This window comes from Lysobacter xanthus, assembly GCF_047159895.1.
Genome location: NZ_BAAGAB020000074.1, coordinates 1 through 11,008 on the forward strand (window position 1 = coordinate 1; position 11,008 = coordinate 11,008).

Sequence of the window (11,008 nt, forward strand, 5' to 3'; positions counted from 1 at the left end):
CTGACAAGCCGCCCCGGGGGCGCAAGGCGCTGGCGGAAGCCGGCGTGCGGGTGAACCCGCCGGACGCGCCGGTATAGTCCGGCCATGCCGCCCGCCCCGCCGCGCCTGCCCGTCCTCCCCTACCGCAAGCCCACCCCCGGCCGCGACTACTGGGTGGTCGACGACGCGTTGCCGGATCCCGACCGCGTGCGCGAACGCGCGCTGGCCCGCGACGACTGGACGCTGGGCTGGCCGCACCGCGACGAGAGCTGGCCGGGCATGCGGATCATGCCCGGGCTCGAAGCGGACGAACTCGCGCTCGTCGAAGCGCGCGTCCGCGAGCTCACCGGTGCCACGAAGCTGTGGGTGCAGGCATCGCCGGACGGCGCCACCCTCAACCACAACTGCATCCAGGCGGTCGGCATCGACGAGGGCGAAGTGCGTCCTCATACCGACTCCCGCGCGCTCTGCAGGTTCGCGGCGGTGCTCTACCTCAATCCGAAGACGCCCGAGGACTGTGGCACGGCGTTCTACCGTCAGCGACTGCCGACCGGCCAGCTCGGCGGCAACGCGGTGATGCCGCCGCACAACAATCTCGTCGAGGCGCTCGGCACGCGCTTCGTCGCGCCGGGCAGTTTCGTCGAGGACGTGCGCCTGCCGCATCGCTACAACCGGTTGCTGGTGTACCGGGCGAACCTCATCCACAGCGCGACGGCGTACTGCGGGCGAACGCCGGAGACCAAGCGGATGGCGGCGGTGTTCTTCTGGATGGCCTGACAGGCGTCCTGCTCGCCCCGCCACGAAAAAGCCCGGCGGAGGCCGGGCTTTTCGATCGCGGCGACGTCCGGTCGCGGCTTACTTGAGCTTGATCTCGCGCAGACGCTCTTCGAGATACCCCTGCGCGGTGATCGCCTCGGGATAGCGGCTCGGATTGTCAGCCGAGACGCAGGACGGCAGCACGTCGATCACGAAGCCCGGATTCGGGTGCAGGAAGAACGGCGTCGAATAGCGCGGCTGTCGCGCCTTCTCGCCCGGCGGATTGACCACCCGGTGCGTCGTCGACGGATACACGTGGTTCGTCAGACGCTGCAGCATGTCGCCGATGTTCACGACGATCGTGTCGGACTGCGCGGTGAACGGGATCCACTCGCCCTTGCGCGACAGCACCTCGAGGCCTTCGGCGCTCGCGCCCACCAGCAGCGTGATGAGGTTGATGTCCTCGTGCGCGCCGGCGCGCACGTTCGGCACGTCGGGGGTCGTGATCGGCGGATAGTGGATCGGGCGAAGGATCGAGTTGCCCTGGTTCGTGACGTTGACGAAGTAGTCGCCGGGCAGGCCAATATGCAGCGCGAGCGCGGAGAGCATGCGCGAGCCGAGCGTGTCGAGCGCCGTATACAGCCGGTAGCCGACGTCGCGGAATTCCGGCAGCTCTTCCGGCCAGACGTTGGCGGGCATCGAGTCCGCGTACTTCGAGTCGCGCGCGATCTCGCGGCCGATGTGGAAGAACTCCTTGAGATCGAAGTGCTGCGCGCCCTTCGCGGTCTCGATGCCGAACGGCGTGTAGCCACGCGCGCCGCCGCCGCCCGGCACGTGGTACTTGCGCTTGATCGCCTCGGGCAGCGCGAAGAACTGCGCGAAGACCCGGTACGCGTCGTCGATCAGCTGCTGCGGGATGCCGTGGTTGCGCACGCCCGCGAAGCCCCACTCGCGGTAGGTGGCGCCGAGCTCGGCCACGAAGGCCTCGCGCTGGGCCGCGTCGTCGAAGCGCTGGATGTCGAGGGTCGGAATCTGGTTCATGGCTCAGGGATTCGTTGGGCAGGCGTCAGGATGAAGCGTTCGCCGGCGCACCGGCTTGAGCGGTGTCAAAGCGGCGCGGACGCGGCATCGCGCACGGCGCTCGCCAGACGCTCGAGCGTGGACTGCACGAGCGCCTCGTCGTCGGCTTCGACGGTGACGCGCACGACGGGTTCCGTGCCCGACGGGCGCAGGAACGCGCGTCCACGGCCTTCGACGTCGCGCTGCGCCGCGGCGAGCGCAGCCTTCACGCTTTCGGCCTCCGAAGGCTTCGCACCCGCGGGCACGCGCACGTTGATCGTCTTCTGCGGAACGCGCTGCAGGCCCGACAACGCCTCGGCCAGCGACAGTCCGCGCCGGCCCAGCACCTCCAGCACCTGCAGCGCGCTGATGATGCCGTCGCCGGTGCTGGTGCGGTCCAGGCACAGCAGGTGCCCCGAGGCCTCGCCGCCGAGGATGCCGCCGCGGTCCACCAGCTGCTGGTGGACGTAACGGTCGCCGACGCGGGAGCGGATGAACTCGATGCCCCGCTCGCCCAGCGCCTTCTCTAGACCGAAATTGCTCATCAGGGTGCCGACCACGGGTCCGTGCAGTCGGCCGCTGGCCTGCCAGTCGCACGCGAGCACATAGATCAGGTCGTCCCCGTCGCAGACACGGCCCTGTGCGTCGACGAAGAGCAGGCGGTCGCCGTCGCCGTCGAACGCGATGCCGAGGTCCGCGCCGAGCTCGACGACCTTGCGGGCCAGATGCTGCGGATGCGTGGAACCGACGCCGTCGTTGATGTTCGTGCCGTTCGGCTCGACGCCGATCGCGCTCACGCGCGCGCCGAGCTCGCGGAAGACGATCGGCGCGATCTGGTACGTCGCGCCGTTCGCGCAGTCCATGACGATCTGCATGCCGCCGAGATCGAACCGGCGCGGCACGCTCGTCTTGCAGGCCTCGACGTAGCGGCCGAGCGCTTCGCGCGTCCGCAGCGCCTTGCCCAGTTCGTCCGACGCGACCGTGCGGAAGGGTTCGTCGAGCGCCGCCTCGATGGCGAGTTCGGTCGCGTCGTCGAGCTTCTCGCCCTGCGCGGAGAAGAACTTGATGCCGTTGTCGTAGTGCGGATTGTGCGAGGCCGAGATCACGATGCCGCCGTCCGCGCGCAGCGAGCGCGTCAGATGTGCGACGGCGGGTGTCGGCATCGGACCCATCAGCTGCACGTCGACGCCGGCGGCCACCAGGCCGGCCTCCAGCGCCGCCTCGAACATGTAGTTCGAGATGCGCGTGTCCTTGCCGATGATGACGACCGGCTTGCGCCATGCGGGCGCGTGCGACCGCAGCGCGTGGCCGTAGGCATTGCCCAGGCGCAGCACGAAGTCGGCCGAGATCGGACCCTCGCCTACGCGGCCGCGGATGCCGTCGGTGCCGAAATACCGACGGCTCATGCGGACGCGACCTCGGGGGGCGCGGGCTGCTTCATCAGGATCGCGAGCAGGTGCGCGAGCCGCGCACGCATTTCGCGGCGATCGCAGATGAGGTCGATCGCGCCGTGTTCGACGAGGAATTCCGAGCGCTGGAACCCGTCCGGCAGCTTCTCGCGCACCGTCTGCTCGATCACGCGCGGACCCGCGAAGCCGATCAGCGCTTCGGGCTCGGCGATATTGAGGTCGCCCAGCATCGCGAACGACGCGGATACGCCGCCGGTCGTGGGGTGCGTGAGCACCGAGACGTAGGGCAGGCCTGCCGCGCGGAGGCGACCGAGCGCGGCGGAGGTTTTCGCCATCTGCATCAGCGAGAACAGCGACTCCTGCATGCGCGCACCGCCGGACGCGGAGAAGTTCACGAACGGGCAGCCGAGCTCGAGCGCCGTCTCGGCCGCGAGCGCGAAGCGCTCGCCGACCACCGAGCCCATCGAGCCACCCATGAAGGCGAAATCGAACGACGAGGCGACGAGGTCGCGCCCGTCGAGCGTGCCGCGCATCGCGACCAGCGCATCGCGCTCGCCGGTGGACTTCTGCGCCGCACGGATGCGATCGGAATATTTCTTCTGGTCGCGGAACTTGAGGACGTCGGTCGGCCCAAGTTCCGCGCCGATCTCGACCATGCTGCCCGCATCGAACAGCGAAGCGAGCCGCGCGCGGGCGCGGATGGGCATGTGGAAGCCGCACTTCGGGCAGACCTCGAGGTTCTCCTCGAGCTCGGGCCGATAGAGCGCACTGGCGCAGCGGTCGCACTTTTCCCAGACACCCTCGGGCACGCTGCGGCGGCGCTGCGTGCCTTCGGTGCGGATGCCGGAGGGCATCAGTTTCTTGAGCCAGGACATGCTGGAGGCTCTCCCCTGTCGGACGAACGGCCGCCACGCGGCCAGCGGGTCAGTGTAGCGCAGCCGTCCGGAGCGACCGGCCGCGACGCCGGCAACGCGGCGGGATCAGGCGTCGAGCGCAGCGCGCAGCGGGGCGAGAAAAGCGCGCGCGGCGGCGGCAGGCTCGGCCTGGCCGTCGATCGCGGCGACGAGCGCGCTGCCGACGACCACGCCATCGGCGTCCACCGCCATCGCCGCGGCGCTCGCGGCGTCGCGGATGCCGAAGCCCGCGACCACCGGCACGTCCGTGCCCTCGCGGATCATTCGCAGGCGCTCACCGGCCGCACCCGTGTCCAGGCGGTCGGCGCCCGTCACCCCGGCGAAGCTCACGTAGTAGAGATAGCCGCGCGCCAGGCCCTGCAGCATCCCGATGCGCGCATCCGACGACGTGGGCGATGCGAGCAGGATCAGGTCGACGCCCGCGGCCTCGAAGGCATCGCGGAATTCACGCGCTTCCTCGGGCGGCAGGTCGACGAGCAGGATGCCGTCGACGCCGGACTCGGCCGCAAGGCGCGCGAAGGCCAGCGGCCCGCGGATCTCGACCGGATTGAGGTAACCCATCAGCACGACCGGCGTCGCGCCGTCCCGCTCGCGGAACTCGCGCACGCAGCGCATGACGTAGTCGATGCCGACGCCTCGCGCCAATGCGCGCTCGGAACTGCGCTGGATCGTCGGGCCGTCGGCCATCGGATCGGAGAACGGCACGCCGAGCTCGATCACGTCGGCGCCCGCCTCGACCAGCGCGTGCATCACGGGGACGGTGGCCTCGAGCGACGGATCGCCCGCGGTCACGAACGGCACCAGGGCCTTGCGGCCGGCGGACTTGAGCTGGGCGAAGCGCGTTTCGATGCGGGACATGGGGCTCGCGTGCGATGGCGCGGCCTCGTCGAGGCCGCGGGACGGATCAGCGGAGGGGGAACGGCGGCGCGCGGTCGCTCAGAGCGACAGGCCCTCGCGCGCTGCGATGGTGTGCACGTCCTTGTCGCCGCGACCGGAGAGGTTGCAGAGCACGAGCGCGTCCTTGGGCAGGTCGCGAGCGAGCTTCACCGCCTGCGCGATCGCATGGCTCGACTCGAGCGCCGGCAGGATGCCTTCGGTGCGCGCGAGCAGGTGGAACGCGGCCAGCGCCTCGTCGTCGGTGACGCCGACGTAGTCCGCGCGGCCCGTGTCCTTCAGGAAGGCGTGCTCGGGTCCGACGCCCGGATAGTCGAGGCCCGCCGAGACCGAATGCGTCTCGATGATCTGGCCGTCGTCGTCGCAGATCACATAGGTGCGGTTGCCGTGCAGGACGCCGGGGCGACCTGCGGCGAGCGAGGCGGCGTGGCGGCCGGTGTCGATGCCGTCGCCGGCGGCTTCCGCACCGACGAGGCGCACGTCGCGGTCGTTGAGGAAGGCGTGGAAGATGCCGATGGCATTGCTGCCGCCACCCACGCAGGCGGTCACGGCGTCGGGGAGCCGGCCGTATTCGGCCAGCATCTGGGCGCGCGCTTCGCGACCGACGATCGCGTTGAAGTCGCGCACCATGCGCGGATACGGGTCGGGCCCCGCGACGGTGCCGATGATGTAGAACGTGTCGCGCACGTTCGTCACCCAGTCGCGCATCGCCTCGTTGAGCGCGTCCTTGAGCGTCGCCGACCCGCTCGTGACCGGCACGACCGTCGCGCCGAGCAGCTTCATGCGGTAGACGTTGATCTTCTGGCGCTCGATGTCGGTCGCGCCCATGTACACGACGCATTCGAGGCCGAGCCGCGCGGCGACCGTCGCGCTCGCCACGCCGTGCTGGCCGGCGCCGGTCTCCGCGATGATGCGCGTCTTGCCCATGCGGCTGGCCAGCAGCGCCTGGCCGATGGTGTTGTTGATCTTGTGCGCGCCGGTGTGGTTCAGGTCCTCGCGCTTGAGCAGGATGCGCGCGCCGCCGGCGTGGCGCGTCAGGCGCTCCGCGAAATAGATCGGGCTGGGACGGCCGACGTAATGCGCGAGGTCGCGGTCGTAGGCGTCGATGAAGGTCGGATCGACGCGCGCCGCGTCGTAGGCGGCGGCGAGTTCCTGCAGCGGACCCATCAGGGTCTCGGCGACGAAGCGGCCACCGAAGCGGCCGAAGTGGCCGTCGGTGTCCGGATACGCGTTGTAGTCGTCGACGGAGAGCGGAGCGGCGAAATCGTTCATGCGGGGGGGCCTGCGGACCGCGGGGGGAGCGGCCCGCCAGTTTAGGCCATCAGCAGGCCGTCACCACCGCGTCGGTGTGGCAGTCGGCGCGCCGGACTTCCTCGACAAAGCGGCGCATGGCGTCGCCGTCCTTGACCCCGGGCGCGGCCTCGATGCCGCTGGAGACGTCGACCGCCCACGGGGTCGCGGTGGTGACCGCCTCGAAGACGTTTTCTGGGGTGAGCCCACCGGCGAGCGCGTAGGGCTTCTGCAGGTCGCGCGGCACGCGGTTCCAGTCGAACGTCTTGCCGCTGCCCCCGCTCTCCCCTGCCTTGTGGCTGTCGAGCAGGAAGCCCGCGGCGCCCGGGAAACGCAGCTGCAGGTAGTGCGGCGCGAGGATCTCCTCGCCCATCGGCACCACCTTGAGGTACGGCAGGCCGAACGACCTGCAGAACGAATCGTCCTCCGCGCCGTGGAACTGCAGCACGCTCGGGCGCACCTGGCGCACGACGTCGCGCACTTCCTCCAGCGAGTTGTCCTGGAACAGGGCGACGGCATCGACGAGCGGCGCCAGCGCCTGGCGCATGGCACGGGCCTCCTCGGGCGCGATCCGGCGTGAGCTCTTGTGCGCGAACACGAAGCCGATGCCGTCCACGCCGAGCTCGCAGGCGAGGCGCACGTCGCCCGGTCGGGTGAAACCGCAGAACTTGATTCGGGTGCGGAAGAGCGTTCGATTCACAGCGTGACCTCGGGTGGAAGCTGCCATTGCGCGGGATAGCGCGGTCCCAGGAAGACCAGGCCGGCGGAGGGGGCGGTCGGGCCCGCGAGCGTGCGGTCCCGGCCTTCGAGGACTTCGGCGATCCAGCCTTCCGGCCGTTCGCCGCGCCCCACCATCAGCAGGCTGCCGACGATGTTGCGGACCTGGTGGTGAAGGAAGGCGTTCGCCTGCACTTCGACCTCCACGACCTCGCCGACCCGGCGGACGAGAATCTCCTGCATCTCGCGCCGTGCATGCGCGGCCTGGCAGTGCACGGTGCGGAAGGCGGAGAAATCCCGCTCGCCGAGCAGCGACTGTGCGGCCCGGTGCATCGCGGCCGCGTCAAGCGGTCGCCGCTCCCAGCCGAGCATGCGGCGGCCCAACGCCGGGCGCACCGGCCGGTTGAGGATGCGGTAGACGTAGCGACGGGCGCGTGCCGAGAAGCGCGCGTTGAAATCGTGGGGCACTTCGCGGCACCAGAGCACGGCCACTTCGGGCGGCAGCTTCGACGTCGCGCCGAGCACCCAGCCGCGCGGGTCGCGCCTCACCGTCGAGTCGAAATGCGCGACCTGCCCCGCTGCGTGCACGCCGGCATCGGTACGGCCCGCGCAGGTCAGCTCGATCGACGTGCCGGCCACGAACGAGAGCGCCGACTCCACCGTCGCCTGCACGGTGGGCAGCGGCGTCGGCTCGGGCTCGCCGTGCGCGCTGAGGCGCTGCCAGCCGCTGAAGCCCGTGCCGTCGTATTCGATGCCGATCGCGTAACGCGTGCTGCCTTCGGCGGCCGGCGGGGTGCCGGACCTTTCGGTCATCCGATGTTCCGCAGCATCTGCGCGGCGACGCCGCGGGTGGTCGCGTCGCCGGTGCCGACGACTTCGTCGAGCAGGCGTCGCGCATTGTCGGTGTCGCCGAGGTCGATGTAGGCCTGCGCGAGCTCGAGGCGTTCGACGTTCGCCGCATCGGTCCCGACGTCCCCGGCCATCGTCTCCGGCAGCGGGTCCACGACCGGCGCAGCCGACGGGACAGGTGCCGGCTGCGTGCGGGCGCCACGCTCCCACGAGGGGACGACGACGGCCGGCTCCAGCGGCGCCTCGGGCACCGGCGCGGGCGCGGGCGGCATGGCGAACGCATCGGCCACCGACGGCCGGGGTGCGTCGACGGGCGCGCGGAAGACCGGCTCACGACGCGAGCGACGGCGGTTCCACGCGGCGGCGAGCAGGCCGACGAGCACGAGCGCGCCCGCGGCGATCCACGGCAGCGGCGAGGAATCGGGCGCGCGGGCCGGCGCCGCGGGCGGCGTCGCCTGCCGCTGCTGGGCCGCGTGCAGTTGCGAATTCTGCAACGCGAGCAGCTTCTGCTGGTCCGCCTGCAGCTTTTCGAGATCGGCGAGGCGGCTCTTGAGCTCCTGCACCTCGGCGTCGCGCGCGGCGAGCGCTTCCTTCGTCTGCAGCAGTTCCTGTCGGACCATGTCTCCCTCGCCTCCGGCCGCGATGCCGGACTGGGTGCCGCCGCGGGCCGTGCGGCCTGCACCCGGCGGAACGATTTCGAGCCGACCGGCGGGCGCCGGCGCGGGGGTTGCGGGTCGTGCCGGCTGCGGGGTCGCAGCCGGGGCGGCGGCGACCGCCTGCGGCTGCGTGCGGGCCTGGCGCCATTGGCGGGCGTAGCCGCGGACGAGATCGGCGGCCTCGCGGGCCTCGATCGCCTGCAGCTCCGTCGTCTCGGGCACGCGCAGCACGCTGCCCTGCCGGATGCGGTTGACGTCGCCGCCGATGAAGGCCTCCGGATTCGCACGGAAGAGGCCGACGAGCGTCTGTCCGGCGGTCACGCCCTCGGGTGCGACGCGCGAGGCGATGACCGATGCCGTGTCGCCCGGTCGCACCCTCACCGAATCCGTCGCCACGGCCGCGGCCGGCTGCTGGGGGCGTGTCGCCCGCGGCGCCGCCGGCTGCTGCGAGCGCTCGGGCACGGGCGCGGGCTGCTGCGGTCGTGCGCGGGGCTGCTGCGGCGGCGGCGGGACGGCCGCGACCGGCCGCTCGACGACCGGCGGCGCCTCGGCGACCGGCGCCTGGACGGGCGTGGCCGGACCGGCCTCGATCGAGCCGGGCACGTCGACCGACGCGGTGTATTCGCGCACCAGCCGCCCCTGCCCCCAGTCGACCTGCACCAGGAAGTTGAGCAGCGGCTCGGTGACGGGCTGCGTCGTGGTGATGCGGATCAGCGGCCGGCCGCGCGCATCGCTGCCGACGGTGAAGTGCAAGTCGGCCACGATGCCGATCGGCGGCTCGAGGCCGATCCGGGTGAACGTTTCCGGCGACGCCAGCGCGGCGTCGAGGTTCACGAGCTCCGACGGATCGTTGCTGATCACGGGAATCTCGGCCAGCAACGGCTGGCCGAGCGATGACTTCACCTGGATCTGGCCCAGGCCGAGCGCCTGGGCGGAACCGCTCGCCAGCGCGAAGGCCAGCAGCCCGACGGTTCGCAACATTGGCCTCACGGCGACCTCTCCCCTCGTTCCGCCGCGACTCTAGCAGGACGACGCGGCGTCGCACGAGGGTTGCGACGCCGCGTGCACCTCATTCGGCGATCACCAGCTCCGCGAGCTGCACCGCATTGAGGGCGGCGCCCTTGCGGATGTTGTCGGCCACCACCCACAACGACAAGCCGCGCGGATGCGAGATGTCCTCGCGGATGCGGCCGACGTAGACCGGATCGTTCCCGGAGGCGTGCGTCACCGGCGTCGGATAGCCGCCGGCCACCCGGTCGTCCACCACCTCGACGCCCGGTGCCGATGCGAGCAGTTCGCGCGCGCGCTCGGCGGTGATCTTTCCGCGCGTCTCCATGTGCACGGCCTCGGAGTGCCCGTAGAACACCGGGACGCGCACGACGGTCGCATTCACCTGGATGGACTCGTCGCCGAGGATCTTGCGCGTCTCCCAGACGAGCTTCATCTCCTCGCTCGTGTAGCCGTTCTCGAGGAAGTCGCCACCGTGGGGGATCACGTTGAACGCGATCTGCACCGGGTAGACCTCGGGCTTCGGGTCCTGGAAATTCAGCATCGCCGCGGTCTGGCGGCCCAGCTCCTCGAGCGCCTTGCGACCCGTGCCGGACACGGACTGGTACGTCGCCACGTTGATGCGCTCGATGCCGGCCTCGCGGTGGATCGGCGCGAGGGCCGTGAGCATCTGCATCGTCGAGCAGTTCGGGTTGGCCACGATGCCGCGCGGGCGGTTCCGCAGCGCTTCGGGGTTCACCTCGGACACGACGAGCGGCACGTCGTCGTCATTCCGGAACGCGGACGAGTTGTCGATGACCACTGCGCCCGCGGCGGCGAACTTCGGCGCGTAGTCCTTCGACACGCTGCCGCCCGCGGAAAACAGCGCGATGTCGACGCCGGCGGGATCGAACGTGGCGAGGTCCTGCACGACGTAGTCGCGGCCCTTGAACTGGACCTTCCCGCCTGCGGAGCGTTCGCTCGCGAGCAGGTGCAGCTGGCCAACGGGGAAATCGCGCTCGGCGAGCACGGCGAGCATCGTTTCGCCGACCGCGCCGGTGGCGCCTACGACAGCAACGTTGACGGGATTCTTCATGCGTTCGGTCTCGGAATCGTTCGCCGCGCCCGCAGTGCGGGAAGTCGCGACGATGGAGGGTGCGGAAGGGGAAGACAAGCGACGCGGCGCAGCCGAGGGTCGCGCTCGGGGCGCGCGCGGCGGCTGGCCGCTATCGTTTCGCGTCGACGTCGCCGCACTGGGCGCGGTGTCGCAATGCCTGGTCCATCAGCACCAGCGCGACCATCGCCTCGCAGATCGGTGTGGCACGGATGCCGACGCAGGGATCGTGGCGCCCGGTCGTGACCACTTCACTCATGCGGCCGTCCGCATCGAGGCTCTCGACCGGCAGCCGCAGGCTCGACGTCGGCTTGAATGCCACCGAGCAGCGCAGCGCCTGGCCGGTGCTGATGCCGCCGAGGATGCCACCCGCGTGGTTGGTGT

The 11,008-nt window shown here is 71.0% G+C and carries 11 protein-coding genes; 1 reads left to right on the top strand and 10 read right to left on the bottom strand.

The window, feature by feature from the left end:
* The first annotated feature begins 84 nt into the window (after positions 1 to 84).
* Positions 85 to 756 (top strand): DUF6445 family protein, encoded by a 672-nt coding sequence (locus ACY35P_RS13430; RefSeq protein WP_462116347.1) that lies wholly within the window; start codon positions 85 to 87, stop codon positions 754 to 756.
* Between the two features lie 78 nt (positions 757 to 834).
* Here the strand turns inward: ACY35P_RS13430 and ACY35P_RS13435 are convergent, their stop codons facing one another.
* The 10 genes from ACY35P_RS13435 to ACY35P_RS13480 form a co-directional block, all read right to left on the bottom strand.
* Positions 835 to 1,776, bottom strand: coding sequence for an isopenicillin N synthase family dioxygenase (locus ACY35P_RS13435; RefSeq protein WP_462116348.1), 942 nt, complete (start codon positions 1,774 to 1,776; stop codon positions 835 to 837).
* A gap of 65 nt (positions 1,777 to 1,841) precedes the next feature.
* Positions 1,842 to 3,200, bottom strand: coding sequence for a phosphoglucosamine mutase (glmM, locus tag ACY35P_RS13440; RefSeq protein WP_462116349.1), 1,359 nt, complete (start codon positions 3,198 to 3,200; stop codon positions 1,842 to 1,844).
* Positions 3,197 to 4,078, bottom strand: coding sequence for an acetyl-CoA carboxylase, carboxyltransferase subunit beta (gene accD / locus ACY35P_RS13445; protein WP_462116350.1), 882 nt, complete (start codon positions 4,076 to 4,078; stop codon positions 3,197 to 3,199). The genes glmM and accD overlap by 4 nt, the downstream gene beginning before the upstream one ends.
* A gap of 105 nt (positions 4,079 to 4,183) precedes the next feature.
* Complete coding sequence (gene trpA / locus ACY35P_RS13450) at positions 4,184 to 4,975, bottom strand: tryptophan synthase subunit alpha (RefSeq protein ID WP_462116351.1); 792 nt, start codon at positions 4,973 to 4,975, stop codon at positions 4,184 to 4,186.
* A gap of 78 nt (positions 4,976 to 5,053) precedes the next feature.
* Entirely contained in the window at positions 5,054 to 6,283 is a 1,230-nt protein-coding gene (trpB, locus tag ACY35P_RS13455; protein ID WP_462116352.1) for a tryptophan synthase subunit beta, read from the bottom strand.
* Between the two features lie 49 nt (positions 6,284 to 6,332).
* Positions 6,333 to 7,001 carry a phosphoribosylanthranilate isomerase gene (locus tag ACY35P_RS13460; RefSeq protein WP_462116353.1) on the bottom strand — a complete coding sequence of 223 codons (669 nt, stop codon included), beginning with the start codon at positions 6,999 to 7,001 and terminating at the stop codon, positions 6,333 to 6,335.
* A complete protein-coding gene (truA, locus tag ACY35P_RS13465) occupies positions 6,998 to 7,831 on the bottom strand; it encodes a tRNA pseudouridine(38-40) synthase TruA (RefSeq protein WP_462116354.1) in 834 nt (277 codons plus the stop codon). Before truA ends, ACY35P_RS13460 begins: the two co-directional genes overlap by 4 nt.
* Positions 7,828 to 9,504, bottom strand: coding sequence for a type IV pilus assembly protein FimV (locus tag ACY35P_RS13470; protein ID WP_462116355.1), 1,677 nt, complete (start codon positions 9,502 to 9,504; stop codon positions 7,828 to 7,830). The genes truA and ACY35P_RS13470 overlap by 4 nt, the downstream gene beginning before the upstream one ends.
* A gap of 88 nt (positions 9,505 to 9,592) precedes the next feature.
* Positions 9,593 to 10,606, bottom strand: a complete 1,014-nt coding sequence (locus tag ACY35P_RS13475; RefSeq protein ID WP_462116356.1) for an aspartate-semialdehyde dehydrogenase — start codon at positions 10,604 to 10,606, stop codon at positions 9,593 to 9,595.
* A gap of 130 nt (positions 10,607 to 10,736) precedes the next feature.
* Positions 10,737 to 11,008: chorismate synthase (locus ACY35P_RS13480; protein WP_462116357.1), on the bottom strand; the 272-nt coding region annotated here is incomplete at its 5' end.

What these genes read in the sequence shown, in the direction of transcription:
- ACY35P_RS13430 (WP_462116347.1), top strand. Translation starts at nt 85, where the DNA reads ATGCCGCCCGCCCCGCCGCGCCTGCCCGTCCTCCCCTACCGCAAGCCC.
- ACY35P_RS13435 (WP_462116348.1), bottom strand. Translation starts at nt 1,776, where the DNA reads ATGAACCAGATTCCGACCCTCGACATCCAGCGCTTCGACGACGCGGCC.
- glmM (WP_462116349.1), bottom strand. Translation starts at nt 3,200, where the DNA reads ATGAGCCGTCGGTATTTCGGCACCGACGGCATCCGCGGCCGCGTAGGC.
- accD (WP_462116350.1), bottom strand. Translation starts at nt 4,078, where the DNA reads ATGTCCTGGCTCAAGAAACTGATGCCCTCCGGCATCCGCACCGAAGGC.
- trpA (WP_462116351.1), bottom strand. Translation starts at nt 4,975, where the DNA reads ATGTCCCGCATCGAAACGCGCTTCGCCCAGCTCAAGTCCGCCGGCCGC.
- trpB (WP_462116352.1), bottom strand. Translation starts at nt 6,283, where the DNA reads ATGAACGATTTCGCCGCTCCGCTCTCCGTCGACGACTACAACGCGTAT.
- truA (WP_462116354.1), bottom strand. Translation starts at nt 7,831, where the DNA reads ATGACCGAAAGGTCCGGCACCCCGCCGGCCGCCGAAGGCAGCACGCGT.
- ACY35P_RS13470 (WP_462116355.1), bottom strand. Translation starts at nt 9,504, where the DNA reads ATGTTGCGAACCGTCGGGCTGCTGGCCTTCGCGCTGGCGAGCGGTTCC.
- ACY35P_RS13475 (WP_462116356.1), bottom strand. Translation starts at nt 10,606, where the DNA reads ATGAAGAATCCCGTCAACGTTGCTGTCGTAGGCGCCACCGGCGCGGTC.